Below are 24,026 nucleotides of genomic sequence, written 5' to 3' on the forward strand. Positions count from 1 at the left end.
GGCAAGTTCCCGCCCGAGGCGAACCGTCGAATACCCCCGGTGCCCGTTGTAGTGCTTCATGTGCGGGTTGGCGGCGAGGTAACCGGCCCAGTTGGCGGGCCGGGCGGCCCCGTTCTGCCCACTGGTGACCGACGTGGCGACGATCTCCGTACCCAGCGTCCGCGACCCCGGGTCGGCGAAGTCCTGCTTGAGGTCGAAGGCGTACGACACATGGACGTCGCCGGTGAGCACCATCAGGTTCTCCACACCGGCGNNGGTAGCCGTCCCAGGCGTCCATGCTGAGGGTGGTGTTGCCGGCGGTGGCGTGGTTGCGGCGGGCGAAGACGACCTGCTGCGGTATGACGTTCCACAGCGCGTTCGACTGCTTCCAGCCGTCGGTCAGCCAGCGCTCCTGGGCGAACCCCGGCAGGGTCTGCGACTCGGCCTCCGACTCGGGGGTGGGCGTCTTCCAGCCGTCACCGTTCGCCTGGTCGGTGCGGTACTGCCGGGTGTCGAGGATGTCGAACTGCGCGAGCCGCCCCCAGTTCAGACGGCGGTAGAGCTTCATGTCGGCACCCTCGGGCCGCTGCGGGTGGCGCAGCGGCAGGTTCTCCCAGTACGAGCGGTACGCGGCGGCGCGGCGCAGCAGGAACTCCTCCGGCGGTACGTCGTTCTCGGGGATGTCGTCCGCGTAGTTGTTCTCGGTCTCGTGGTCGTCCCAGGTGACGACGAAGGGGTGCACGGCGTGCACGGCCTGCAGATCGGGGTCGGTCTTGTAGAGGGAGTACCGCAGCCGGTAGTCCTCCAGCGTGATCGTCTCCCGGTTGAAGACGTCGGGCAGCACACGGTCGGTGTAGTTGCGCACGCCGCCGACCGAGCTGACCGCGTACTCGTACAGGTAGTCGCCGACGTGGAAGACCACGTCGACGTCGTCCTCGGCGAGATGGCCGAACGGGGTGAAGTACCCGTCGTGGTACGCCTGGCAGGAGACCACGCCCAGCGTCAGTTCGGAGACCTCCGAGCGGGACGAGGGCGCGGTGCGCGTACGGGCGGTCTCGCTGACCCAACTGCCCACGCGGAAGCGGTAGTAGAAGACCCGGTCGGAGTCGAGGTGGCCGACCTCGACGTGTACGGAGTGGTGGAACTCGGGGTGGGCGACGGTCGCACCGCGTCTGACGATGTGTCTGAAGCGTTCGTCGCGGGCCAACTCCCAGCGCACGACGATGCGTTGGGGCGGCAGACCGGAGTCGGCCTGGAACGGGGCGGGCGCGAGCCGGGTCCACAGCACCACGGAGGTGGGCAGCGGGTCACCGGAGGCGACGCCGAGCGTGAAGGGGTTGTCGGTGATCTTCGCCGCGTCGAGTTCCGCGGCACCCGCCACGCCCGCGGTCGGCAGATTGGTGGCGAAGGCGAGCGCGGCGGCGGCGCCGGTGACCGTGAGGAAACGGCGGCGTCCGAGGTGACGGGCGGCGGCGCGGAGTTCGGGGGCGTGCTGCGACTGTTGCTGGTGGCCTGCGAGTGTCATCTGGCCCTCCCCTGACTGTTGTTGTACTTGGTATTGGAGTGATCAGATTCGACGTCGGACTGTCACGTACACACCAGTCAGATGTCGGACAGATGAGATTCGTGTGGCGGAAGATCGCCTGTCCTCACGTACGCTGCTGGGCCATGAACGCCATGGGAACGAAGATCGCGGTCGTGACGGGAGCGGGCTCGGGGATCGGCCGGGCCGTGGCCGTGGAGCTGCTGCGCACCGGCTGGTCGGTGGCGCTCGCGGGCCGCCGGGCGGAGCGCCTGGAGGAGACGGCGGCGCTCGCGCGGACGGCACGCCCGGGGCAGCCGGCCTCGGAGGACGGCACGTCCTTGTGCGTGCGCACCGATGTCTCGCGCCCCGACGAGGTGGCCGCGCTCTTCGCCGCCGTGCGGGACCGCTTCGGACGGCTCGACCTCCTCTTCAACAACGCGGGCACCTTCGGCCCGGGCGATGTGCCGTTCGAGGAGCTGCCGTACGAGGCCTGGCGGCACGTGGTCGGCACCAACCTCGACGGGGCGTTCCTGTGCGCGCAGGCGGCGTACCGGCAGATGAAGGAGCAGGATCCGCAGGGCGGTCGCATCATCAACAACGGCTCGATCTCGGCGCATACGCCACGCCCGCACTCGGCCGCGTACACGGCGACCAAGCACGCGCTGACCGGTCTGACGAAGTCGCTGTCGCTGGACGGGCGGCCGTACCGGATCGCCTGCGGGCAGATCGACATCGGCAACGCGGCGACGGACCTGACCGAGCGGATGCAGACGGGGGCGCTGCAGGCGAACGGGGAGGTGGTTGCCGAGCCGGTGATGGATGTGGCGGACGTGGCTCGTACGGTGCGGCACATGGCGGAGTTGCCGCTTGAGGCGAATGTGCAGTTCGCGACGGTTCTGGCTACCGCGATGCCGTATGTGGGGCGGGGGTAGCTGCCGTCGGCCGTACCGGACAGTGCGGGTCCGCTGCAGCTGACCGCGCCCACGCGGCGGAGCCGCACCTCGATACAGCCCCGCACCCCTGAAGGGGCACGGCACAGCCAGCCAATCTACACAAACGGAATGACCCCCTCCGAACCATACCTGCCGGTAGCAGGCCTATGCTCGACACTCCTCCACCAGAACTTCACACTTGGAGCACAGGACTTCCGTGCCACACCTCTGGGGGAGGCGGCAGCCGTTCCGGCGGTTCGGGTGGGGGGATTCCGCGTGGGACCGCGGGATTGCGACCCGGGCCACGGAACGGCTGCCCATCAATCCGGGCTCCGGGCGAGAGCCCGTGCGTGCGCCTCTCAGCGGCCCAGGGCTTCGTCGATCTCGGTCAACTGCCCTGCGGTGAGCGGACCTTGGGCGAGTGCGCCCGCGTTCTCCTCCGCCTGTGCGACCGAGCGGAAGCCGGGGATGGGCACGGTGCGCGGGCTACGGGCCCACAGCCAGGCGAGGGCGCCCTGGGCGAGCGTACGGCCGCCGCTGGTGAGGACTGACCGGAGGGCGTCGACGCGCGCGAGCCACTCCGGGTCGGCGGCGCCGCCGTCACCGAACCCCGGGAGCCAGGCGGGCGGCCTGCTGCGGATGTCGCCCGCTTCGAGGGACTGACCGGGCCCGCGCCTGCCGGTCAGCAACCCCATCGCCAGCGGACTGCGGTTGATGCTCGCGAGTCCCAACTCCTCGCAGAGCGCGAGCATTTCGGGCGCGTCCTGGAGGACGTTGAGGCGGTGCTGCACGGCCGCGCAGTGCTCGCCCTCGGCGAAGACCGCGGCCCGCTCCGGGTCGTCGGTGCTCCAGGCGTACGCACGGACGAGCCCCTCCCGGACGAACTCCTCGCAGGTGTCCCGGAGTTGGGCGGCGCGCTCCGGGTCGGCGTCGGAGATGTGGAGCTGGTACAGGTCGATGTGGTCGGTGTCCAGCCGTCGCAGTGAGGCGGTCAGCGCGCGTCGGGCGTACTCCGGGGAGTCGTCGCTGCCCACGGCGAGTCTGCGCTCCTCGTCGATGACGTTGCCCCACTTGGTCGCGACGACGACATCGGCCCGCCGCTTGCCGAGCGCCCGCGCCAGGACCCGCTCGCTGTGCCCGGTGCCGTACGCGTCCGCCGTGTCGAAGAAGGTGACGCCGAGATCGAGGGCGCGGCGGATCGCCCGTACGGACTCGTCGTCGTCGACCTTGCCCCAGCCCAGGGGCTGTCCGTCGGGGCTCGCCCACTCACCGCCGATGGCCCAGCAGCCGAAACCGAGGGCGCTCACCTCGATGCCGCTGCGCCCCAGAGTCCTGCGCCCGTCGTCGCTCCGTGTGCTTCCGCTGCTCTCCATGCCCATGAACGCTAGGAGTTGGAGCGCACACGAGGGCAAGACCGCAGAGGCGGGCAGGTCTTCGACGGCTGAATCGCGGCGGTCGTTACGCCTGGCCGGTCTCGAAGCGGGAGATCCTGCCGCCGCCGTCGACGGTGAAGCTCCACCGCGTCCGCATCTCGCCCCAGGCGTCGTTGCTGTAGCGGGCGAGGAGGGCGAGGCCGCCGTCCGACTCGTTGTCGACCTCCATATGGCCGTGGGAGTCGAAGATCTCCCGCTCGGTCCACTCGTCGAGGTCGCGGTCCGAGCCGTCGTCGGACATCGTCGCGTCGGGCGTGAGAACTGCCCGGAAGGCGTCCCGGTCATGGGCGTTCACGGCGCTGACGAAGTCCCGGACGGCCGGGTTGCTCAGCTTGGCTACCTGAATCGTCATGGACGCCAGACTCACACCGCCCGGCCGCCCCCGCCACCCGAACGGCCGCGCGGGCCGGGACCCGGGCGGCCGTTCGGTGCGACGGTGGGCAGACGGCGTACGAGACAGAAGGGGCCGTTCGCGTGGGAACGGCCGGCTGGACACCGACGGGGACACCGGCTGGAACATCCGAGGAGTGACGAGAACCGTGACCTCTTTCGACCGACACGACCTGGGACTGCTGCTGCTCCGCCTCGGCACGGGCGGAGTGCTCGCGGCGCACGGGACGCAGAAGCTCTTCGGCTGGTTCGGCGGGGGCGGGCTCTCCGGGACCGGTCAGTTCATGGAGTCCGTGGGGTACGCGCCCGGCAGGGCGAGCGCGGCAGCGGCGGGCCTGGCGGAGGCGGGCGGCGGCACGCTCCTCGCGCTGGGCCTCGCGACCCCGGCGGCCGGCGCCGCCGCGGCCGGGGCGATGGCGGGTGCGTCGGCGGTGCACGCCCCGAACGGCTTCTTCAACCAGAGCGGCGGCTACGAGCATGCCGCGTCCCTGGGTCTCGCGGCGGCGGGGCTCGCCGTCACGGGCCCCGGCCGGCTCTCCCTGGACCACGCCCTCGGCCACGCGGTCGACCGCGGCTGGATGGTGCCGGTCGCCCTGGCCGGCACGGCAGCCGCGACGCTGGCCGTGGTGGGGCTCCGCAACAAGCGGCTGCGGAGCGAGAAGGAGGGCGAGCAGGGGGAGTTGTTCGGCGAGGACAGCATGACGTACAGCGACTAGAACAGCTGGGACTGCTTGCCGGGCTCGTGACAGGCTGATCGTCATGAGCGACGACGATCTCTGGGACTCCATCGACCGCATCCAGGACCGGCTGGCGAGCGCCCAGCCGCCCCGCCCGCCCCAAGAGGCCCTGCTCCTGCGGATGTTGAAGCTCTCGGAGGAGGTCGGCGAGGTCGCCGAGGCGGTGATCGGCGCCACCGGGCAGAACCCGCGCAAGGGCGTGTCCCACACCTGGGACGACGTCCAGTCCGAGCTGTGCGACGTGATCATCACGGCCGCGGTGGCCCTGCGGACACTGACACCAGAGGCTCGCGAGGTGTTCGCCACGCACTTGGCACGCGTGACGGACCGCTCGCTGGAGCCGTAGCGCTCCGCGCGGGAAACGCCGCAACGAACCTGCGGGTCCGTCGTGGCTGGTCGCGCAGTTCCCCGCGTCCCTATTGGGGCGCTCGGCCGGTTTGCCAGGCCCAGGCGGCGATCTCCACTCGGTTTCGGGCGGAGAGCTTGAGCTGGACGCTGGTGAGGTGGGTCTTCACAGTCGAGAGGGAGACGAAGAGGGAGGCGGCGATCTCGGCGTTGGTATGGCCGAGGGCGACCAGACGTACGACGTCCAACTCGCGCTCGGTCAGGGGTTCCTGGGGCTCCGGCGGTACGGAACCCACGGCCGGGGCGGGCGTCCGGGAGGCGGTGACGTGTTTGAGGAGGCGGACGGTGACCGACGGGGACACCAGCGAGTCGCCGACCGCCGCGGCGCGGACTGCCTCGGCGAGCAGGGTCGGCCCGGAGTCCTTGAGCAGGAAGCCGCAGGCGCCTCCGTTCAGGGCACCGTAGACGTACTCGTCGAGGTCGAAGGTGGTCACCACGACGACCCGCATCGGGTCGGCGACATCCGGTCCGGCCAGCATTCGGGTGGCCTCGAGCCCGTCCAGCTTCGGCATCCGGATGTCCAGCAGGCACACGTCGGGCCGCAGCCGCCGGGCCAGCGTCACGGCCTCTTCCCCGTCGCAGGCCTCGGCCACCACCGTGATGTCCGGCTGCGCGTCGAGGAAGAAGCGGAATCCCGTACGGACCATGTCCTGGTCGTCGGCGATCAGAACACGGATCGGGGCACGGTCACGGTCGTTCATGGGCGCATCCTGCCTGAGGTAGGTGACAGGGCGCGCCCATTGAGGGGCGCGGGGAACTGCGCAATCTTTTAGGGGCGCGAGGAACTGCGCGACCAGCCCCCACCGGCCCGCAGCCGCACCACGCCCCTGGCCGCTCCCCCAACCAATGCGGACCCGCCCATCAATCCGGCTGCTGAGCCGGATTGACAGTAACGGCCCGCAACAGCGGCCGACTGGCCCCGATCGCCGCGAACATCGCCCCCGCGCCAAGCACGACACACACACCCAGTTGCAGCGCACCGGCCGTGTTGATCGTGGTGCCCCCCGCCTTGTTCAGCTGCATCGCCCCGTAGACACCGCACCCCGTCATGGTCCCGGCGAGGAGGACCAGCGGGACCACCGTCTCGCGGACCCTGGCCCGGTCCAGCACCCTCAGCGGCGTACCGGCCAGCCGCAGCCTGCCGTACACCCGGCGGCGGTCCAGGACGTTCGCCGCGGCCGAGAGACCGGCGGAGGCGGTGGCGACGAGGAAGCTCACGGCCATGGTCGCCAGGCTCAGGCTCCGCAGCTCGCCGGTGGCGAGGTCGTCGACGGCGTTGAAGGCTTTGTCGGTGTAGGCCGGTGCCGCGGGGTTCAGCGGTGCCAGCACGGTCACGGCGGTGTCGAGCCCGGCCGGGCCGCCGGAGATCCGGGCCGTGACGCCCGGGTTGCTCAGCAGCGGCGACTCGTCGGCCCGGTCGCCCGTACGGACCTGCACGGTGGCGGGCACCCCGGCCTCCTTCAGCAGCTCGCGGGCCCGGTCGGCGGTCTCGCGGACAGTGACGGAAGTGTGGGTTCCGGCCGGCGCGGGCACGGCGACCTGGTGCGGGTAGGTGAAACCGCTGAAGCTCAGTTGCGCCACCGAGAAGAACCCGGCCACGAAGCCCGCCAGGACCAGGCCGCTGACGGTGCGCCAGGCGCCGCGCGGGTCGTCGCTGAGCCTGCGGGCGGCCAGCAGGGTGGCGGGACGGCGGGCGAAGCGGCCCATGATCCGGCCCAGCCGGTCCACGGCCCAGGGGCCGACGATCCAGAACGCCCCGTAGAAGAGGATCAACAGGGCGACGATCTGGGGAGTCCTGAGGCCGCCGCCCCGGGCCGTGGTGACGACGTAGAGCACGAGGCCGACGAACAGGGCCAGGCGGATCATGCGGGTGCGCCGCGGGTCGGACTGCTGGGCGACGCCCAGCGGTGAACGGACCACCTCGCGCAGCGCGCTCACCGCGCTGAGCGCGGTCAGCAGGGCCACCCCGGCGACGACGGCGAGCAGGGCGGGCAGACCGACCCACAGGTCACCGGCGAACCAGGTGCCGATGCCGTACGGGAGGCGGGCCAGGGCGGGCAGCAGCGCGCCGTACGCGAGGGCGCCGGTGGCCGCTCCGGCCGCGCCGACGGCCGCGGCCTCGGCGCCGGTCATCGCGAGGATCTGCCGGGGCGTGGCGCCTGCCAGCCGCAGGGCGGCGAGCCGCTGTTCGCGGCGGGCGGCGCCGAGTCGCCCGGCAGCGGTGGCCAGCACGATCACCGGCACGACGAGCAGGCCGACGCCCAGCAGCATGCCGTCCTTGTCCTGTGCGGTGAACGCGTTCGGGGTGGTGCCGGAGAAGTCGGAGACGACGGCGCGGTCGGTCAGACCGGTGTCCAGGGTCGCCTCGCCCGCGGCCTTGGACACCGCGGGGTCTGCGGGGGCACGGCCGATCACGGCGAGCAGTTCGTCGGGGGCGGCCAGTCCGGCGTCACCGACCGTCCCGTACGCCGAGGGCTTGGGGAAGCGGTCGGCGAGCTGGTTCGCGGGCAGCTCGTGCACCAGCTCGGCGAGGGCGGGCGAGAGGTAGACCTGCCCGGGCTTCGGGAAGCCCGCCACGCCCGGCGGGGCGGGGGTGGCCCGGTGGCCGGGAAGGTGGGCGAGGTTGACGACGGTGACCGCTTCGCCGCGTACGAAGGTGGTGGCCAGGGCCTGGATGGCGGTGCCGTGTCTGTCGGGGTGTGGTGTCCGCCAGTCGGTACGGTCCGCGCGGGCGCCGGCGCCCAGCCAGGCCGCGGTCAGCGCCAGCAGTACCAGGGCGCTGACCGCGGCGGCGCCTGCGGCCAGCAGGTGGGACTGCAGGCCGCGGCGGCCGGAGCGGCGGGCCAGGTGCCAGGTCAGGGGCAGGAGGGAGGGCATGGAGGGCTCCGAACGTACGGGGCGGGGTTGGCGATTGGGTGTTGGGTGTTGGCTGCGGGCCGGTGGGGGCTGGTCGCGCAGTTCCCCGCGCCCCTTACGGGCACGGAGGTCGGCGCAGATCGAAGAAGGCTCGGCGGGGCCGCTCCGTCAGGGCGCCGCCGTGTACTGGCTGTGGCCTTGGACGCGGCCGTCCCGGACCTGGAGGATGCGGTCGCAGTGGGCGGCGACGTCGGCGTCGTGGGTGACCATGACCAGACAGGCGCCCTGTTCGCGGGTGACGAAGGTGAGCAGCCGGACGACCTCCTCGCCGGTGGACTGGTCCAGCGCGCCGGTCGGTTCGTCGGCGAAGACCACGTCCGGGTCGGCCACCAGCGCGCGGGCGATCGCCACCCGCTGGGCCTGCCCGCCGGACAGCTGCCCGGGGCGGCGCTGCTCCAGACCCTCCAGGCCCAGCGGGCCGAACCAGCGGCGGGCCCGTGCGACGGCCTGCTTGCGGGGTACGCCCTCCAGCATCAGCGGCAGGGCGATGTTCTCCTCTGCCGGCAGTTCGGGCAGCAGCTGGCCGGACTGGAAGACGAAGCCGAAGCGTCCCCGCCGCAGCGCGCTGAGGCGGTTCTCGCCCCAGTGGTCGATCCGTTCGCCGCGCAGCAGGACCTGCCCTTCGTCCGGGCGGATGATCCCGGCGAGGGTGTGCAGGAGCGTGGACTTGCCGGACCCCGAGGGGCCCATGATGGCCAGCGACTCGCGCTCGCCGACCTCGACGTCGACCCCGGCGAGTGCCGTGGCGGACGCGTACTTCTTGACCAGGCCGAGCCCGGACAGGACGGTACCCATGTTCGTGTGCCGTTCCCTTTCTCAGGTGCTGCCGATGTCTGTCGGCGCTTCTGCGTGGAGTGCGCGTCTCAGCGCTCGAACTTCCAGGTGATCGACGTGTCACCGGCCTTGACGGCTGTCACCGGGATCTCCACCCGCTTGCCGTCCGCCTCCGCGGTGCATGTGAGGGAGGCGCCCGCCACCGCCTTCAGCCCGCTCGGGCAGGACACGGGGCCGATGTCCCGGCCGACCCAGGGCAGCGGCCGGTACTTGGACTGGATGCGGCCGCCGAGTATCCGGGCGCTGAGGGCCTTGTGGCCGTCCACCGTCACGGTGGAGTGGCTGTCCAGCTCCGTGGTGGACTGCGTGCCGCTGACCGCGTAGGTCACTCCGGCACCGCCGCCGACGAGTGCGACGGCCGTGACGCCGATGACGATCACGTGCTTGCGCTGCATGGCGTTTCTCCCGAGGTCGAGGTGTCCGATACATCGAGGGTTCGATGTGCCTCGACTCTCGCCGCCGGACGGCACTGCGCACCTCGGCCGAACGGCCACTGTCCGCGGGGCCGTTCGCGACCGGGTCAGCCGATCGGCCGATCCCCCGCCCTCGGCCGCTCCGTACGCTCGGCGAGGTGAACCTCGTGCATCCGATCGACGACCCCACGGCGCCCCGCAACCGCAGACAGAGCTGCCTGCGGGCGGTCGGCATCACCGTCCTGGTCCTGCTGGCCCTGACGGACGTGGTGATCGCGTCCTTCGGCGGCAGTGCCCTGTGGCCCCTGTTCGTGGTGCTGCCGCTCGGCCTCGCGGCCGTACTCTGGCCCGCCGCGCGTCAGCCGGCCTGGCTCACCCCTCAGCTGCGTACGGCCGTACCCGCGGGCGTCTCCCTGGTGATCACGGCCGTGGCCGCCCCGACCGGCCGGATGGAGGAGTTCGGGCCCGGTGAGAGCGCGATCCTGCTCTGCCTGCTGCTGGTGGCCGTCCGCGGCTGCCCGCCGCGCTGGGTGGTCGCGTGCTCCGTACTGGACGGCGTGGCCGTCGTCGTCCTGCCGCTGCGCATGATCCGCGGCTCCCTCGATGACAACAGCACAGCGGGCATGACCGGCGTCGTCCTGGTGCTCGTACTGCTGGTCGCCGTCATGGCCGGGCTCGGCGGCTATCTGCGGGTTCTGGACCACCGGCGCGGTGTCGCGGTCACCGAGACCCGCCGCTCCGAACGACTCGCCATGGCAGCCGATCTGCACGACTTCGTCGCGCACCACGTCACCGGCATCCTGGTCCAGACACAGATGGCCCGCATGATGGCCGTCACCGAACCCGAGAACCTGGACCCGGTCCTGGCGGGCATCCAGAACGCCGCCACCGAGGCTCTCTCCTCGATGCGCCGCACGGTCGGCATCCTGCGCGAGGGCCCGCAGGACCTGACCGGTCCGGAGCCCGCCGACCGGCACCCGGCGGCCGACCTGACGTCGCTCGCGGACCTGGTCGGGGGCTTCGGCGGCTTCGTCGGCCCGAAGGCCGTGCTGCACCGCGATCCCTCGGTGCCCGCGGACCTGCCGCACGAGGTGCAGGCCGCCGCGCACCGCGTGGTCCAGGAGGCCCTGACGAACGTACGCCGTCACGCGGCCGACGCCACCGAAGTCGCCGTCGGCCTGACGTACGAGGACGGCATCCTGCGGGTACTGGTGCGCGACGACGGCCGCGGCGGCACGCAGATGCCGCATGCCGCACGCGGTGGCGGCTTCGGCATCGTGGGCCTCACCGAACGCGTCACCGCCCTCGGCGGCGAACTGCGCACCGGCCCGCGCCCGGACACCGGCTGGGAGGTCATGGCCCTGCTGCCCACGGTGGGGCCGGGCGCGAGGCGGCTCACCCTCTGAGTCGGCCCGCTACGGAATCTCAGGACGAGTCTCCGTAACGGGCGACGATCGCGGCGGCGCGTTCGCGCAGGGCGGTGCGCAACGACTGCGGGGCCAGGGCCTCCGCGTCCGTGCCGAGTTGCCACAGCGCCCATTCGGCGTGGCGGGAGTCCTGGAAGGTCACCTCCAGCAGTAGTCGGCCGTCCGCCTCGGGTTCCTCCGCGCGGACGGCCAGCGCGGTGTCCAGCAGTTCCTCCCGCCGCGCCGGGTTCACGCGTACCAGCACGGTGATGTGGTCGCTGCCGGAGAGGAACCGCGCGGAGCGTTCCCGCCAGATCCGGTCCAGGTCGACCCGGTTCGGCCGCTGTGCCGGTTCGGGGAGTTCCTCGGCGGCCAGCACCCGCGACAGCCGGTAGGTGCGGTCCGCGCCGGATCTCGTGGCCAGCAGGTAGGCCCGGTCGCGTGCGGTGACCAGGCCGATCGGGTCCACCGTGCGCCACTGCGGTGCCTGGCCCGTGGCCGCGTAGTGGATACGCAGTTTGTGTCCGGCGAGCACCGCGCGCCGCACCTCGATCATGGTGGCGCCGGGCACCTCCTCGGTGACCAGCCGACGTGAGAGCAGGTCGGTCTCCGGGTCGACGAGGAACCGCTGGGCCGCGTCGCTCGCCGCGGCCTGGTGGCTTTCGGGCAGCGCGTCGACCACCTTCCGCATGGCCGAAGCGAGCGCCGAGCCGAGGCCGAACGCCTGCTCGCCGCGCCCCGATCCGGCGGTCAGCAGGGCGAGGGCCTCCTCGTGGTTCAGCCCGGTGAGCTCGGTCCGGAAACCGGGCAGCAGCGCGAACCCGCCGTGCCTGCCGCGTTCGGCGTAGACCGGGACGCCGGCCGCGGACAGAGCCTCGATGTCGCGCAGCACGGTGCGCGTGGACACCTCCAGCTCGCGGGCCAGCGTGTCCGCGGTCAGCCGTCCGCGCCGGCGCAGCAGCAACACCAGTGAGACCAGCCGGTCGGCGCGCATACGGGAACGCTATCGAATACGCGACTGAATACGTGACTGAGGATGTCGTGATTTGTTGCGAGGCTCGTCCGCACGACGTGGAAGGCACGGCGTCGAAAGCACGGCGTCGAAAGCACGGCGTCGAAAGCACGGCGTCGAAAATGAATCGAATGGAGCCGACATGGCAGCTGATGTGGCAGTGGAACGAACGGCGGTCAACCCGGTGACGTGGTCGGCGGAGCTGGGATTCAACCAGGGTGAGGTCGTCTCCGGGCACACCCGGACCCTCTACATCTCGGGGCAGACCGCGATGAGCGGCGACGGCAAGCCCCAGCACGACGGAGACATGGCGGCGCAGTTGGCGCTGAGCATCGACAACCTGGAGGCCGTGCTCGGCGAGGCCGGCATGTCGCTCGCGAACCTCGTCCGGCTCAACGTCTACACGACCGACGTCGATCTGCTCTTCCGGCATTACGGCGTACTGGCGGGGCGGTTGGGCGCCGCCGGGGTGGCGCCGACCAGCACGATGCTCGGGGTGACACGGCTGGCGATCCCCGGCCAGCTGGTCGAGCTCGAAGGGACCGCCGTCGCCTGACGCGAGCCCCTTGGGGCGTCAACTCGGCGGCAGGCAGCGGTCGTCCGGTGCGACGGTCTGCCAGATACGGCGGCCGATGTCGCGCAACTGCCGCTGCTGGGCCCGGGTCAGCGGTTCGAAGACGTAGCGGTTCACGGCCTCCGCGTGCCCGGGCGCCGTCGCGACGACCTTGTCCCAGCCCGCGTCCGTGAGGACGGCGAGGGTGTAGCGGCCGTCGGCGGGATCGGGCGTGCGGCGCACCCAGTCGCTCTTCTCCAGCCGCTTGACCAGGTGGGAGAGGCGGGACAGCGAGGTGCCCGTGAAGCCGGCGACCTCGCTCATCCGCATCGTGCGCTCCGGGGCCTCGGAGAGCATCGCCATCACCTGGTACTCGACATGGCTGACCCCGGCGTCGCGCTGCAGCTGCGCGTCGAGCGCGCCCGGCAGCCTGACCAGCACGCCGGCCAGCGCGTGCCAGGCCTCCTTCTCGCCGTCCGTCAGCCGGCGAGGCTCCTGCGGGGTCTCCATGGCCGTCACTTTAACGTGACGGTTCAAGTGATCGGCCCGCCCCGCGAGCCCCGCCCGTACGTGGAATTGACCCGCCGCACAAGCCCCGTCCCGTACGCAGAATCGCCTACGCGGACGTACGCGTGAAGGCGAGCGTCGCCGTGACGGTGGTCAGGCCGCGGATCATGCCCATCTGGTTCCAGCCCATGCCGAACTGCTCCCGGTCCACGGCGAACTCGGCGGTGAGCGTGACGGCGGAGGCGGTCGCGCCGGTGACGCGGGCGGTGACGGTCTGGGGGCGGCTGATGCCACGGGCGGTCAGCTGACCGGAGATCTCGACGGTGTCGTCCTGGCGGACCGTGGCGTTACGGACGGCGAAGACGAGGGAGGGGTGCCGGTCGGCGTCGAAGAAGTCGCCGCCGCGCAGGTGCTCGTCGCGCTTGCGGTTCTTGGTGTCCAGGGACGCGGCGTCCAGGGTGATCGTGCCGCGGGCGGTGCCGTCGGGCTGGACCTCGCCCTCGCCGGTGACGCCGGCGAAGACGCCCTTCACGGTGACCATGCCCCACATCGTCTTGTGCTTGATGGCGACGGTGGTGCGGGCGGGGTCGAGCTGCCACAGGCCGGTTTCTACGGCGACAGTCATGGGACTTCTCCTGACGGTTTCGAACGATCGACTCAGTAATCCAAATTTGGATGACCCCACGCTAGTCGATTATCCAAAATTGAACAACAGGTAGACTTGTGAACTATGGCCGACTCCTCCGCCCCCGCCGACCAGCCCGAACGCCAGCCGACGAGCGGGGACGGGCTGCCGTCGGGCGGGGACGGGCTGTCAACGGGCTGCGACGGGCTTCCGGCGGACGACAACGGGCTGCTCCCGGCCGAGCTGCGGGCCTGGATGCGTCTGCTGGCCGCGGCCGGGGCGATCGAGCAGTCGCTGCGTTCCCGGGTCAAGGACGCCATGGGGATCTCGCACGACGAGTTCCTGGTGCTGTGCCTGCTGGCCGACCAGCCCGGCTCCAGCCTGCGGATGACCCGGATCGCGGAGCTGCTGGGGCGTCCGAAGACGCGGCTGACCTATCAGGTCGCCTGCTTGCAGCACGCGGGACTGATCAGCAAGAACTCGGCCTGCGGCGACCGGCGCGGCATCGAGGTGACGCTCACGGACAAGGCCCGCCGTCTGCTGAGCGAGTCCTCGCGCCCCCTGGCCGACGCCGTCTCCGAGGCCATCGCACAGACGGCCTGCGCCCAGCGGTACGCACAACTGCACGACCTGCTGCCGGTGCCGGCGACCGAGGGGCATACCGCCGAGAAGCCGGAGTAGCGGCCCGCCGAAGGCCGCCGGGTGGCGGGGTCGAGGGTGCCGCGGCACGGAACCGCGAAGGGCCGTGGCCGCGGGGAGCACCCCGGCAACCACAGCCCTTCACCACACGGCGTACGCACCGTCAGAAGCCGGGGAACACCCGGCGGAGGTCGTCCAGAGTCAGGCCGTCCCCGGTGAGGGTCACGCCCTTGGGCGTGTTCGCGGGCGCGTGGCGGCCCGTGACGAGCCGCAGCCACCACTCGGCAGGTGTGCTGAGCACGGCGTCGGGCTCGGCCGGTTCGTCGGTGAGCGCGACCGCGTCCCCCAGGTCCAGCCCGAACGAGCGCTCGGGGGACGTGGTGCGAACGGCGACACGGACATGCCGGCCGCCGAGGGCGTCGGCCTTGCCGACGAAGCCTATGAGCATGCCGACCTGGTCGAGGAGCGGCTCGGTCGCCGCCCGGGCCAGGCCGACGGTCCGGTCGAAGGCGACCTCCACGTCCCAGGAGTGGTTGGCGAACTCGCTGAGCCGCATGCTCGCGGCGGTGGCCACGTCCACGGGTGCGGGCAGGAACCCGAGGTCGATCCGCAGGTCCTGGCGCGTCTGCGCGTCGAGGTCCTCGTAGGCGCGCACCAGCGCCTCGTTGGAGGCGACGAACCCCTCGGCCTGCTCGGCCGGGGGCATCGCGTCCCAGCGCGCCCACACGGACTTGTTGAAGTCCATGTCCTTGGGCCCGGTGCCGCTCAGCGCGCCCTCCAGGGCGGCGAGGCCTATCTCCGCGCCGCTGCCGAGGTGGCTGAGCACCTGGGCGACGGTCCACTCCGACGCCCCGGAGGGCCGGTCGAGGTCGGCGGCGGCGAGGCCGTGCACAACGGTGGTGAGGTAGTCGTGCCCGCTGCGCAGAGCGTCGATGATCCGGTCGGCACGTTCGGTCATGTGTCTCAACTCCGAGGAGATGGGGGTGAATTGGCGGCCCGGTTCGGGCCACACTCCGTACGGGGCCGACCTGACGCGTCCTTGACTTGCCGCATGTTTAACTTGAACCTTCAAGCTGGACCGTAAGTCATTCCACTTGAACCGTCAACCGACATCGAGCCCCGCGGGCACCCGCTGGAAGAGCCGCAGCGGGACGGCCGCGGCCAGCGTCCGGTAGCCCTCCGGGTTGAGGTGCAGCCAGTCCCCGTCGTGCAGGGTGGAGAGCAGTCGGCGCGGGTCCTGCGGGTCGCGGACGGCGCGGTCGAAGTCGATGACCGCGTCGAACGTCCCGCTCGTACGGATCCAGGAGTTGACCGCCTGCCGGGCCGACTCACGGTGCCCGTCGGGGTCGTCGTACATGGCGTTGCCGCCGAACGGCGTCAGCGTGGCCCCGTACACCCGGATGCCCTGCGCGTGCGCGCGGACCACGATCTGCTCGTAGGCGGCGGTCAGTTCGGCGGTGACGCTCCGCTGGGCGGCCTGGGTGGCCGCGGCGGTGCCGAGGTCGTTGACCCCCTCGAAGACGACCAGCCAGGAGACTCCGCTGCGGGACAGGACGTCGCGGTCGAGGCGGGCGAGGACGTTGGGGCCGAGGCCGTCGTTGAGGACGCGGTTGCCGCCGGCGGCCTGGTTGAGGACCGCCACGTCGTCGGTCGCGGCCCGGGCGTGCAGCCGGTCCAGGAACCGGTCCGGCCAGCGGTTGTTCCCGTTGGTGGTGGAACCGCGGCCGTCGGTGAGGGAGTCGCCCAGGATCGCGACGGCCGCCGTGCCAGGCCCCGAGAGCACCTCGACATCGCTGAGCAGATACCAGTGATTGACGGGAGTCGCCTCCGGCAGGTCCAAGTCCCCTGTGTGGTTGGCCTTCTGGAGGTACGAGGTGGTGCGCGATCCGGGGTGCGAGGTGAGCGCGAGGGAGGGCTGGCCCTCGGCCAGGTAGGCGGTCACGGTCAGGTTGGAGCCCGGCCGGAGGCCGAAGTCCAGTGCGTCCGAGACGACTTGGGCTCCTGCGGGGACGGTCGCCGAGCCGCGCCCGCCGAAGGTCACCCGCCGCAAAGTGCCGGGCTCGATCGCGGCGACGCCGGCCCGCCCGTCGAGCGGGAGCGCCACGGTCACCGCCGTGAGGGGCAGCGCGGTGTCACCGAAGGCGTTGGAGAAACGCAGCCGCACGCGTTCACCGCCGGTCGAGACACGCACGGTCTGCCGCAGCGTCGTGTCGGTCAGGACGGCACGGTCCTCGGTGAACGGCGGGGGTGGCATGTTGCCCGGCTCGGTGAGCTGTGGCATCGCGGTCCAGGTGTTGACCCAGTGCCGGGCGGCGGACGAGGCGGCCGGACGGCCGGTGTCCCCTCCCCCACCCCGGTCTCCCTTGACCAGGGCCACCAGCGCGGACGAGGTCACGACGAGGGCCAGGACGAGGACGAGAGGGGTGAGCAGACGGATGATCAGGCGGGCGAACGGAGCTCTTCTCGGCGCGGACGGCTTCGCGGGCATGCTGAACTCCTCCGGAGCGGCGGGCGGGGTTCCTGGCGGCCGAGGGCGCACCCCCGGCCGCCAGGATGTGGCGGAGCACCAGAACGACTACTGATGACCCGTCAACTCAGGGCACACGCCGTTCCGTTGAGGGTGAACGCGGTCGGTGGCCCGCTGTTTCCGCCGTGATTCGCCTGATAGCCGATGCCGACGCTCGCGTTCGGCGCGATCGTGCCGTTGTACGTGGCGTTGGTGGCGGTGACCGCCCCGCTCGCCGGGGCGTACGTGGCGCCCCAGCCGTTGGTGATGGTCTGCCCGGACGGCAGGGTGAAGGCCAGCTTCCAGCCCTCGATGCGGGCGGTGCCGGTGTTGGTGATCGTCACGGAGCCGGTCAGTCCCGTACTCCACGCGTTGGTCGTGACGGTCACCTTGCAGGCGCCGGGCTGGGGCCCGGGCCCGGGGCCCGAGCTGTCCAGGCCGAAGAACGTGAGCACCCGGGCCGCCATGCCGTACGCGTACAGGTTGTGGCCGACGCCCTGGAGGCTGATGGCCTCGACGGGAGCCCGGTCACCGGTGGCGCCGTACCGGGTGCGGGTCCAGCCGGACTGGGGCGAGTCCGTGGCGGCCGGGGTCTGACTCACACCCAGCACATTGGTCCACTGCTTGATCTCCTCCCCGAAGTTGGGGTAGCGCAGGACGTCGTCCTCGGTGCCGTGCCACACCTGCATCCGCGGCCGAGGGCCGGTGTAGCCCGGGTAGGCGGTGCGGACGAGGTTGCCCCACTCCTGCGGGGTGTGGATCACGGTGCCGCCGGAGCACGCGCTGTTCCACTCGGAGCCGTCGGTGGTGGCGAAGCAGCCGAACGGCACGCCCGAGAAGGCGGCGCCGGCCGCGAACACGTCGGGGTAGTCGCCCAGCAGGACGTTCGTCATCATCGCGCCGGAGGAGATGCCGGTGGCGAAGATCCGGCTGGTGTCGGCGGAGTAGGTACGCGTCACCCAGTCGACCATCGACTTGATGCCGACGGGGTCGCTGCCGCCGCCCCGCCTCAGCGCCTGCGGCGAGGACACGTCGAAGCACTTGCTGGCGCGGGTGACGGACGGGTAGACGACGATGAACCCGTAGCGGTCGGCGAGCGAGGCGTATTCGGTTCCGGAGTACATCGCCGGGCCGGAACCCGTGCAGTAGTGGACGGCCACCACGACGGCGGGGTTCGCGGTGACGCTGTCCGGCACGTACAGGTACATCTGCAGGTTGCTGGGGTTGGTGCCGAAGTCGGTGACCTCGGTGAGTGCGGCGGCGGGTGCGACGGTCGGTGCCGCGGCGGGAGCGGCCGTGCGGGCCGCCGCCCCGGACGTGGTCGGCTCCGCGCGGGCCGAGGCCCCGGGTGCGCCGAGAAGCAGGGTCGCGAGCAGGGGGACGAGCGCTCCGAAGAGCACTGCGAGCCCCGAACGCGACGGTCTCCTCACGGTGTTGCTGCTGCCAGTGGCGGACATGTCCGTCCCTTCCGGATCGCGGCTCGTGGGGACGCCGCGATGGAGTGGTGGCGTGATGGAGCGACACCATGCGACGGGGCCGGCCGCATGGCATGGTCATGACTGTCGTGGAAGCGCTCCCACAACGGGAGACCGAAACCGGCCACTGCGTGACGCGTGGACCGCCATGCACCCCTGACGGACCGTTGCACGTTCCCCCTCGCGGACCGTTGCGCGTTCACCTTCGCGGGCGTAAGTTACCGACAGGTAACCTCATGAGGGAGTCAACATGCCCATGCTCGACCGCCAGGACGACGTCTTCGTACTCGACCTCGGGGACGGCGAGAACCGCTTCCACCCCGACTGGATCGCCTCGGTCGACTCCGCCCTGGACGAGGTCGAGAAGGCGGAGGGGCCGCGCGCCCTGGTGACCGCCGCGACCGGCAAGTTCTACTCCAGCGGCCTCGACCTGGACTGGCTGTTCGCGCACGCCGACCAGCAACAGGAGTACGTCAGCGGCGTCCAGGAGCTGTTCGCGCGGATGCTGTCCCTGCCCGTGATCACGGTGGCCGCCCTCCAGGGTCACACCTTCGCGGCCGGCGCGATGTTCTCGCTGGCCCACGACTTCCGTGTGATGCGCGCCGACCGCGGTTTCTGGTGTCTGCCCGAGGCCGACATCAACATCCCCTTCACACCGGGCATGTCCGCGCTGATCCAGTCCCGGCTGACCCCGCAGACCGCGCACGAGGCCATGACCACGGCCCGCCGCTACGGGGGCGGCGACGCCCTCGCCGCCGCCCTCGTCGACCACGCGGTGTCCGAGGACGCCGTACGCACGACCGCCGTGGAACTCGCCCGGGCCCAGGTGGGCAAGGCCGGCCCGACCCTCGGCACCATCAAGTCCCGTATGTACGAGCCCGTTCTGAAGACCCTGCGGGACAGCGACACCCCTCTCGGCTGAGCCTCGGGACGCGAGAACCCCCTCGGCCGAGTCTCAGACGGCGGCCCAGCCGTTGTCGACCGGCAGGATGACGCCGTTGATGTTGCCGGCGGCGTCGGAGGCGAGGAAGACGATGGCCGCCGCCTGCTCGTCGGCGTCCGCCGCGCGGCCGATGTTGCCCCGATAGCCCATGATCACGGACGGACCGAGGGCATCCTGGTCCAACTGGACCTGGATGCCCGTCACCGTGCCGCCCGGGGCGATGGCATTGGTCCGTACGCCCTTGTCCCGGTACATCACGGCGAGCGACTTGGTCAGACCGGCGACGCCGTGCTTCGAGGCGGTGTACGCGGCACCGGCGGCGCTGCCGCGCAGGGACGCCTCGGACGCGGTGAACACGATCGCGCCCTTGCCGTTCGCGAGGAGGTGGGGCAGCGCGGCGCGGGTGAGCAGGAACGGCGCGGTGAGGTTGATCCGCAGGACGCGCTCCCACTCGTCGTCCTCCGTCTCCCCCGCGGCGGACATCCGGTCCATGATGCCGGCGTTGTTGACCAGTACGTCGATGCCGCCGAAGGTGTCCACGGCGGTGGCGACGACCTGGTCGACGGTCCCCTGCTCGCTGAGGTCCCCGACCACGGTGACCGCGGTGCCGCCCGCCGCGACGATCTCCTCGGCGGCCTCCTTGGCACCGTCGGCGTTGAGGTCGGCGAGGACGACACGGGCGCCCTCCGCCGCGAAGCGCAGGGCGGCGGCGCGGCCGATGCCGGAGCCGGCCCCGGTGACGACGACCGACTTGCCCGACAGACCTGTGCTGGTGCTCATGGCTGGTTCTCCCTCGGGGTGTTCCCGGGCCCGGGGGTCGTGGCCCGGCGGACGTGCGCGGCGATCAGGGCGTACACGTCCCTGGCCGTTTCGGCGTCCTTCTGGTCGTAGCCGTGGTCGGCTCCGGGGACGTCGTAGTGGTCGAGCAGCGCACCGGCCTCGCGCAGCCGCTCGGCGTACCGGACGCCCTCCGCGCGCAGGAGGTCGTACTCCGCGGTGACGACGAACGCCGGGGCGATGCCCGTGAGATCCGCGGTGTCCGACGGATGCGCGGGCGAGACCAGGGGGTCGGTGCGCCGCCGCGGGTCGGGCACGTACGCGGAGTCGAAGACGTCCGCCATCCAGGGGCGCAGCATCGGCTTGGCGATGGCGGCGCGCTTGTCGCGGGCGTCGGTCGCGAGGTCCAGGGGCGGGTAGTGGAGGACCTGGAGCGCGATGGACGGGGCCCCGTCGTCCCCGGCCTCCAGGGCCTGGCGGGCCACCGCCGCCGCGAGACCGCCGCCCGCGCTCTGGCCGCCCACCGTGAGCCGGTCGCCGTCCCAACCGTGCTCGGCGCCGTGCCCGGCGACCCAGCGGACGATCTCGTACGCCTGCCGGGGCGGGGCGGGAAACGGGTGCTGGGGAGCGACGACGTAGTCCACGTTGACCACCGCGACGCCCGCTTCCGCGGCGAGGAAACGGCACAGGGGGTCGTCGAGCTGGATCGGCGGCAGGACGTAGCCGCCGCCGTGGAAGTTGACGTGCACGGGCGGGGCCGAATCCGGGGTCGGGCCGGGAGCGGTGTCGGTGGCGGCGTCCGGGCCGGGCAGATAGACGACCGCGCGGGCCGGGCCGAACGAGGTCGGGACGGTCAGCTCGCGGGTGTTCCTCGGGTACTCCGGATAGCGGCCGAGCAGGGAGGACGCGATACGCCGGTCCGCCAGGGCGGTGAGACGCTGCATCGCCCTGGCGGCCAGGGAGGCCATCGCCGGCCGGGCGAGAAAGGACATGACGGCTCCGTTCGGTGGACCCCCGCCACTATCCATCATATGTCGGTTAACCAACAGGTGGCGGAAAGGATACGCTCACGGAATGTCCGCACGTCCCATGGATCCCCGCACCCGCCGTTCCCGGTCCGCCCTGGAGAGCGCCCTGCGCGAACTCATCGCCGAGCGGGACCTCAGCCAGATCTCGGTCTCGGACATCACCAAGCGCGCGGGCGTCAACCGGTCGACGTTCTACGAGCACTACACCGACGTGCACGACCTGGCCGCCGCCTCGTGCACGACGGTCTTCGACGAACTGGTGGCGGCCGGCCCCGCGGCGGTCCAGCCGGCCGGCCCGGACGGCGGCCCTCCGGACAACCCGCTGCCGGACCTCTTCGCGCACGTGGCCGAACACGCTCCCCTCTACCGGGCCCTGCTCGGCGACGACGGCAGCGCGCGGGTCATCAACCACCTGCTCCAGCGCATGACGGTGACCGCCCACATCAGGCGGAGCCCGGCTTCCGAGGACCCGGCGGATGCCGCCGGCACCCCGCACGACCCGGCTGCCGCGTTCGTGGCCGGTGCCGTGCTCGGCAGCGTCGTCGACTGGCTGCGCCACGGCTGCCCCGGCACGCCTCAGGAGATGGGCGCCGCCCTCTGGCCGCTGCTCATCGGCATCGCGGCGGCGGCCGGCTGGGAGACCGGGCGGCCGGGATCCCCCGCGGCCGGCTAGTCGTGCGCCGAGGTGCGCATTCCACGGGATGAGGGCGGACTAGTACCCCGGTACTACCCCGCCCCGCCGTTTCGCATCTCCGGTGCCGCAGGCGGCCGGGATTCCCTTCCTAGCGTGAGACACGGGTCGCGCAGGCCCTCCTCTCCGTCTCGACGCACTCTGCTGGGAGTAATTCCGTGGCCACCTTCCTCTACCGGCTCGGCCGGTTCTCGTTCAGGCGACGACGGCTCGTCCTGATGCTGTGGATCGCGGTCCTGGCCGCCGTCGGCATAGGCGCGGCCGGTGTGTCCTCCAGTACGTCGGACACCTTCGCCATCCCCGGCACCCAGTCCCAGAAGGCGCTGGACCTCCTGGAGAAGGAGTTCCCGCAGGCGTCGGCCGACGGGGCCACGGCACGCGTGGTGTTCGAGGCGCCCGCCGGGCAGAAGCTGACGTCCGCGGCGCACAAGGCCGAGGTCGAGTCCCTGGTCGGCGACCTCAAGTCGGCGTCCCAGGTGGCGAACGTCGTCGACCCCTACACCGGCGGCACCGTCAGCAAGGACGGCTCCGTCGCCTACGCCCAGGTGACCTACAAGGTCGCCCAGGCCGACGTCACCGACGCCGCCCGCGCCGACCTGGAGCACGTCGCCGAACAGGGCGAGCGGGCCGGTCTCGCGGTCAGCATGGGTGGCACGGCCGTCAACGAGGAGTCCCACCAGAGCGCGGCCGAGCTGATCGGCATCGTGATCGCCGCCCTGGTCATGGTCATCACCTTCGGCTCGCTGGTCGCGGCCGGACTGCCGCTGCTGACCGCGCTCTTCGGCGTCCTCGCGGCGATCTGCGGGATCACGGTGGCGACCTCGTTCATCGACCTCAGCTCCAGCACCAGCACGCTGGCGCTGATGCTGGGCCTCGCGGTGGCCATCGACTACGCCCTGTTCATCGTCTCCCGCTACCGCGGCGAACTGAAGGAGGGCCACGATCCGGAGGAGGCCGCGGGGCGCGCGCTGGGCACCGCGGGATCGGCGGTGGTGTTCGCGGGGCTGACCGTGGTCATCGCACTGGCCGGACTCAGCGTCATCGGCATCAAGATCCTCTCCGACATCGGTCTCGGCGCCGCGTTCGCGGTCGTCGTCGCCGTGGTCATCGCGCTCACCCTGCTGCCCGCGATGCTCGGTTTCGCCGGTGGGCGGATCTCGGCCGGGAAGCTCAAGACCCGTCGTATGCGGGCGATCGAGCAGGGCGAGCGCGAACCGATGGGCGTGCGCTGGGCGCGGTTCGTCCTGCGCAACCCGGTGAAGGTGCTCGGCGTCTCGGTGGCCGGTCTGCTCCTGCTCGCCGTCCCGGCCCTGTCACTGCAACTCGGCATGCCCGGCGACTCGACGGCCACCCCCGGCAGCACCCAGCGCATCGCCTACGACACCGTCACCGACGGCTTCGGGGCCGGCTACAACGGGCCGCTGACCGTGGTCGTCGACGCCCGCGGCAGCGACGACCCCAAGGCCGCCGCCCAGGACGCGGTGACCCTGCTCGACGATCTGCCCGACGTCGCCTCCGTCAGCCCCGTGTCGTTCAACGAGACCGGCGACGTGGCCCTGATCCGTGCCGTCCCCGGGAGCTCCCCCACCAGCGAGGACACGGTCGGCCTCGTGTCCGACATCCGCGACCGGGGCGCCGCGCTGCACGACGACACCGGCGCCGAGCTGATGGTCACCGGCACCACCGCCCTCAACATCGACATCTCCGGCAAGCTGAACGACGCCCTGATCCCGTACCTGTGCGTGGTCGTCGGCCTCGCGCTGATCCTGCTCATGCTGGTGTTCCGCTCGATCCTCGTCCCGCTCAAGGCCGCCGCGGGCTTCCTGCTCAGCGTCCTCGCCACGCTCGGCGTCGTCGTCGCCGTCTTCCAGTGGGGCTGGCTCGCGGACGTCTTCGGCGTCGACCAGACCGGCCCGATCGTGAGCGTGCTGCCGATCTTCATGGTCGGCGTGGTGTTCGGCCTCGCGATGGACTACCAGGTCTTCCTCGTCACCCGGATGCGCGAGGAGTACGTGCACGGGGCCGAGCCGAAGGAAGCGGTGATCGCCGGGTTCCGGCACGGGGCCCGCGTCGTCACGGCCGCCGCGGTCATCATGATCTCCGTGTTCGCCGGGTTCCTCTTCAGCGACACCGCGCTGATCAAGTCGATCGGCCTGGGCCTCGCCGCCGCCGTGTTCTTCGACGCCTTCGTCGTACGGATGACCATCGTCCCCGCGGTCATGGCCCTGCTCGGCCGCCGCGCCTGGGCACTGCCCGGCCGACTGGACCGGATACTGCCCAACGTGGACGTCGAGGGCGAG

At 71.7% G+C, this 24,026-nt stretch carries 24 protein-coding genes and 1 pseudogene; 9 read left to right on the plus strand and 16 right to left on the minus strand.

Features of this window, described 5'->3' with window-relative positions; translation table 11 throughout:
• Positions 1–253 (minus strand): alkaline phosphatase D family protein (locus AOK17_RS52600; RefSeq protein ID WP_245697442.1); only part of this gene is annotated, 253 nt, incomplete at both ends.
• A gap of 2 nt (positions 254–255) precedes the next feature.
• Positions 256–1,504: pseudogene (locus AOK17_RS29820) on the minus strand (alkaline phosphatase D family protein); the annotation flags it as partial.
• Positions 1,505–1,647: 143 nt separating this feature from the next.
• Between AOK17_RS29820 and AOK17_RS29825 the strand changes: the two are divergent.
• The gene (locus AOK17_RS29825; protein WP_055615675.1) at positions 1,648–2,436 is read left to right on the plus strand and encodes an SDR family oxidoreductase; all 789 of its coding nucleotides are present in this window, start codon (positions 1,648–1,650) and stop codon (positions 2,434–2,436) included.
• 359 nt (positions 2,437–2,795) lie between these two features.
• On the opposite strand, the gene AOK17_RS29830 is transcribed toward AOK17_RS29825, so the two are convergent.
• Complete coding sequence (locus tag AOK17_RS29830) at positions 2,796–3,809, minus strand: aldo/keto reductase (protein WP_107102533.1); 1,014 nt, start codon at positions 3,807–3,809, stop codon at positions 2,796–2,798.
• Positions 3,810–3,894: 85 nt separating this feature from the next.
• Entirely contained in the window at positions 3,895–4,221 is a 327-nt protein-coding gene (locus AOK17_RS29835; protein ID WP_055615677.1) for a Cif family virulence factor, read from the minus strand.
• Positions 4,222–4,408: 187 nt separating this feature from the next.
• Here AOK17_RS29835 and AOK17_RS29840 point away from each other — a divergent pair, with 187 nt between their 5' ends.
• Both AOK17_RS29840 and AOK17_RS29845 read left to right on the plus strand, forming a co-directional pair.
• Positions 4,409–4,975, plus strand: a complete 567-nt coding sequence (locus AOK17_RS29840) for a DoxX family membrane protein (protein WP_055615678.1) — start codon at positions 4,409–4,411, stop codon at positions 4,973–4,975.
• Positions 4,976–5,018: 43 nt separating this feature from the next.
• Entirely contained in the window at positions 5,019–5,342 is a 324-nt protein-coding gene (locus AOK17_RS29845) for a MazG-like family protein (protein ID WP_055615679.1), read from the plus strand.
• Between the two features lie 70 nt (positions 5,343–5,412).
• On the opposite strand, the gene AOK17_RS29850 is transcribed toward AOK17_RS29845, so the two are convergent.
• From AOK17_RS29850 to AOK17_RS29865, 4 genes are all read right to left on the minus strand, one after another.
• A complete protein-coding gene (locus tag AOK17_RS29850; protein ID WP_055615680.1) occupies positions 5,413–6,102 on the minus strand; it encodes a response regulator in 690 nt (229 codons plus the stop codon).
• 160 nt (positions 6,103–6,262) lie between these two features.
• A complete protein-coding gene (locus tag AOK17_RS29855) occupies positions 6,263–8,278 on the minus strand; it encodes an FtsX-like permease family protein (RefSeq protein WP_055615681.1) in 2,016 nt (671 codons plus the stop codon).
• 147 nt (positions 8,279–8,425) lie between these two features.
• Positions 8,426–9,112, minus strand: a complete 687-nt coding sequence (locus tag AOK17_RS29860; RefSeq protein ID WP_055615682.1) for an ABC transporter ATP-binding protein — start codon at positions 9,110–9,112, stop codon at positions 8,426–8,428.
• Positions 9,113–9,180: 68 nt separating this feature from the next.
• Positions 9,181–9,546 carry a DUF4333 domain-containing protein gene (locus AOK17_RS29865; protein WP_055615683.1) on the minus strand — a complete coding sequence of 122 codons (366 nt, stop codon included), beginning with the start codon at positions 9,544–9,546 and terminating at the stop codon, positions 9,181–9,183.
• Positions 9,547–9,722: 176 nt separating this feature from the next.
• On the opposite strand from AOK17_RS29865, the gene AOK17_RS29870 reads away from it, so the two are divergent.
• Complete coding sequence (locus tag AOK17_RS29870) at positions 9,723–10,970, plus strand: sensor histidine kinase (protein ID WP_055615695.1); 1,248 nt, start codon at positions 9,723–9,725, stop codon at positions 10,968–10,970.
• A 19-nt stretch (positions 10,971–10,989) separates the two neighbouring features.
• On the opposite strand, the gene AOK17_RS29875 is transcribed toward AOK17_RS29870, so the two are convergent.
• Positions 10,990–11,964 carry a helix-turn-helix transcriptional regulator gene (locus tag AOK17_RS29875; RefSeq protein WP_055615684.1) on the minus strand — a complete coding sequence of 325 codons (975 nt, stop codon included), beginning with the start codon at positions 11,962–11,964 and terminating at the stop codon, positions 10,990–10,992.
• A 178-nt stretch (positions 11,965–12,142) separates the two neighbouring features.
• On the opposite strand from AOK17_RS29875, the gene AOK17_RS29880 reads away from it, so the two are divergent.
• A complete protein-coding gene (locus AOK17_RS29880) occupies positions 12,143–12,538 on the plus strand; it encodes a RidA family protein (protein ID WP_055615685.1) in 396 nt (131 codons plus the stop codon).
• Between the two features lie 18 nt (positions 12,539–12,556).
• Here the strand turns inward: AOK17_RS29880 and AOK17_RS29885 are convergent, their stop codons facing one another.
• Both AOK17_RS29885 and AOK17_RS29890 read right to left on the minus strand, forming a co-directional pair.
• The gene (locus AOK17_RS29885; RefSeq protein ID WP_055615696.1) at positions 12,557–13,045 is read right to left on the minus strand and encodes a MarR family winged helix-turn-helix transcriptional regulator; all 489 of its coding nucleotides are present in this window, start codon (positions 13,043–13,045) and stop codon (positions 12,557–12,559) included.
• A gap of 106 nt (positions 13,046–13,151) precedes the next feature.
• Positions 13,152–13,667 (minus strand): YceI family protein, encoded by a 516-nt coding sequence (locus AOK17_RS29890; RefSeq protein WP_055615686.1) that lies wholly within the window; start codon positions 13,665–13,667, stop codon positions 13,152–13,154.
• A gap of 105 nt (positions 13,668–13,772) precedes the next feature.
• On the opposite strand from AOK17_RS29890, the gene AOK17_RS29895 reads away from it, so the two are divergent.
• The gene (locus tag AOK17_RS29895; protein ID WP_079053350.1) at positions 13,773–14,348 is read left to right on the plus strand and encodes a MarR family winged helix-turn-helix transcriptional regulator; all 576 of its coding nucleotides are present in this window, start codon (positions 13,773–13,775) and stop codon (positions 14,346–14,348) included.
• A gap of 121 nt (positions 14,349–14,469) precedes the next feature.
• Here AOK17_RS29895 and AOK17_RS29900 read toward each other — a convergent pair whose 3' ends face one another.
• The 3 genes from AOK17_RS29900 to AOK17_RS29910 form a co-directional block, all read right to left on the minus strand.
• The gene (locus tag AOK17_RS29900) at positions 14,470–15,264 is read right to left on the minus strand and encodes a maleylpyruvate isomerase family mycothiol-dependent enzyme (protein ID WP_055615687.1); all 795 of its coding nucleotides are present in this window, start codon (positions 15,262–15,264) and stop codon (positions 14,470–14,472) included.
• Between the two features lie 144 nt (positions 15,265–15,408).
• Positions 15,409–16,794, minus strand: a complete 1,386-nt coding sequence (locus tag AOK17_RS29905) for an SGNH/GDSL hydrolase family protein (RefSeq protein ID WP_055615688.1) — start codon at positions 16,792–16,794, stop codon at positions 15,409–15,411.
• Positions 16,795–16,895: 101 nt separating this feature from the next.
• Positions 16,896–18,269: an extracellular catalytic domain type 1 short-chain-length polyhydroxyalkanoate depolymerase gene (locus AOK17_RS29910; protein WP_079053351.1), complete on the minus strand. Its 1,374-nt coding sequence runs from the start codon at positions 18,267–18,269 to the stop codon at positions 16,896–16,898.
• Positions 18,270–18,537: 268 nt separating this feature from the next.
• On the opposite strand from AOK17_RS29910, the gene AOK17_RS29915 reads away from it, so the two are divergent.
• Positions 18,538–19,209 (plus strand): enoyl-CoA hydratase-related protein, encoded by a 672-nt coding sequence (locus AOK17_RS29915; RefSeq protein WP_055615690.1) that lies wholly within the window; start codon positions 18,538–18,540, stop codon positions 19,207–19,209.
• A 33-nt stretch (positions 19,210–19,242) separates the two neighbouring features.
• Here AOK17_RS29915 and AOK17_RS29920 read toward each other — a convergent pair whose 3' ends face one another.
• Together AOK17_RS29920 and AOK17_RS29925 are read right to left on the minus strand one after the other, a co-directional pair.
• Positions 19,243–20,010 carry an SDR family NAD(P)-dependent oxidoreductase gene (locus AOK17_RS29920; protein WP_055615691.1) on the minus strand — a complete coding sequence of 256 codons (768 nt, stop codon included), beginning with the start codon at positions 20,008–20,010 and terminating at the stop codon, positions 19,243–19,245.
• The gene (locus tag AOK17_RS29925; RefSeq protein WP_055615692.1) at positions 20,007–20,999 is read right to left on the minus strand and encodes an alpha/beta hydrolase fold domain-containing protein; all 993 of its coding nucleotides are present in this window, start codon (positions 20,997–20,999) and stop codon (positions 20,007–20,009) included. The genes AOK17_RS29920 and AOK17_RS29925 overlap by 4 nt, the downstream gene beginning before the upstream one ends.
• A gap of 82 nt (positions 21,000–21,081) precedes the next feature.
• Between AOK17_RS29925 and AOK17_RS29930 the strand changes: the two genes are divergently transcribed.
• Both AOK17_RS29930 and AOK17_RS29935 read left to right on the plus strand, forming a co-directional pair.
• A complete protein-coding gene (locus tag AOK17_RS29930) occupies positions 21,082–21,708 on the plus strand; it encodes a TetR/AcrR family transcriptional regulator (RefSeq protein WP_055615693.1) in 627 nt (208 codons plus the stop codon).
• Positions 21,709–21,884: 176 nt separating this feature from the next.
• Positions 21,885–24,026: MMPL family transporter (locus AOK17_RS29935; RefSeq protein ID WP_055615694.1), on the plus strand; the 2,142-nt coding region annotated here is incomplete at its 3' end.

Source organism: Streptomyces phaeochromogenes (assembly GCF_001418655.1).
Lineage (GTDB): Bacteria > Actinomycetota > Actinomycetes > Streptomycetales > Streptomycetaceae > Streptomyces > Streptomyces phaeochromogenes.

Coding starts and splice junctions, on each gene's coding strand:
- AOK17_RS29825 (WP_055615675.1), top strand. CDS start 1,648: ATGAACGCCATGGGAACGAAGATCGCGGTCGTGACGGGAGCGGGCTCG.
- AOK17_RS29830 (WP_107102533.1), bottom strand. CDS start 3,809: ATGGAGAGCAGCGGAAGCACACGGAGCGACGACGGGCGCAGGACTCTG.
- AOK17_RS29835 (WP_055615677.1), bottom strand. CDS start 4,221: ATGACGATTCAGGTAGCCAAGCTGAGCAACCCGGCCGTCCGGGACTTC.
- AOK17_RS29845 (WP_055615679.1), top strand. CDS start 5,019: ATGAGCGACGACGATCTCTGGGACTCCATCGACCGCATCCAGGACCGG.
- AOK17_RS29850 (WP_055615680.1), bottom strand. CDS start 6,102: ATGAACGACCGTGACCGTGCCCCGATCCGTGTTCTGATCGCCGACGAC.
- AOK17_RS29855 (WP_055615681.1), bottom strand. CDS start 8,278: ATGCCCTCCCTCCTGCCCCTGACCTGGCACCTGGCCCGCCGCTCCGGC.
- AOK17_RS29860 (WP_055615682.1), bottom strand. CDS start 9,112: ATGGGTACCGTCCTGTCCGGGCTCGGCCTGGTCAAGAAGTACGCGTCC.
- AOK17_RS29865 (WP_055615683.1), bottom strand. CDS start 9,546: ATGCAGCGCAAGCACGTGATCGTCATCGGCGTCACGGCCGTCGCACTC.
- AOK17_RS29875 (WP_055615684.1), bottom strand. CDS start 11,964: ATGCGCGCCGACCGGCTGGTCTCACTGGTGTTGCTGCTGCGCCGGCGC.
- AOK17_RS29885 (WP_055615696.1), bottom strand. CDS start 13,045: ATGGAGACCCCGCAGGAGCCTCGCCGGCTGACGGACGGCGAGAAGGAG.
- AOK17_RS29890 (WP_055615686.1), bottom strand. CDS start 13,667: ATGACTGTCGCCGTAGAAACCGGCCTGTGGCAGCTCGACCCCGCCCGC.
- AOK17_RS29895 (WP_079053350.1), top strand. CDS start 13,773: ATGGCCGACTCCTCCGCCCCCGCCGACCAGCCCGAACGCCAGCCGACG.
- AOK17_RS29900 (WP_055615687.1), bottom strand. CDS start 15,264: ATGACCGAACGTGCCGACCGGATCATCGACGCTCTGCGCAGCGGGCAC.
- AOK17_RS29905 (WP_055615688.1), bottom strand. CDS start 16,794: ATGCCCGCGAAGCCGTCCGCGCCGAGAAGAGCTCCGTTCGCCCGCCTG.
- AOK17_RS29910 (WP_079053351.1), bottom strand. CDS start 18,269: ATGTCCGCCACTGGCAGCAGCAACACCGTGAGGAGACCGTCGCGTTCG.
- AOK17_RS29915 (WP_055615690.1), top strand. CDS start 18,538: ATGCCCATGCTCGACCGCCAGGACGACGTCTTCGTACTCGACCTCGGG.
- AOK17_RS29920 (WP_055615691.1), bottom strand. CDS start 20,010: ATGAGCACCAGCACAGGTCTGTCGGGCAAGTCGGTCGTCGTCACCGGG.
- AOK17_RS29925 (WP_055615692.1), bottom strand. CDS start 20,999: ATGTCCTTTCTCGCCCGGCCGGCGATGGCCTCCCTGGCCGCCAGGGCG.
- AOK17_RS29930 (WP_055615693.1), top strand. CDS start 21,082: ATGTCCGCACGTCCCATGGATCCCCGCACCCGCCGTTCCCGGTCCGCC.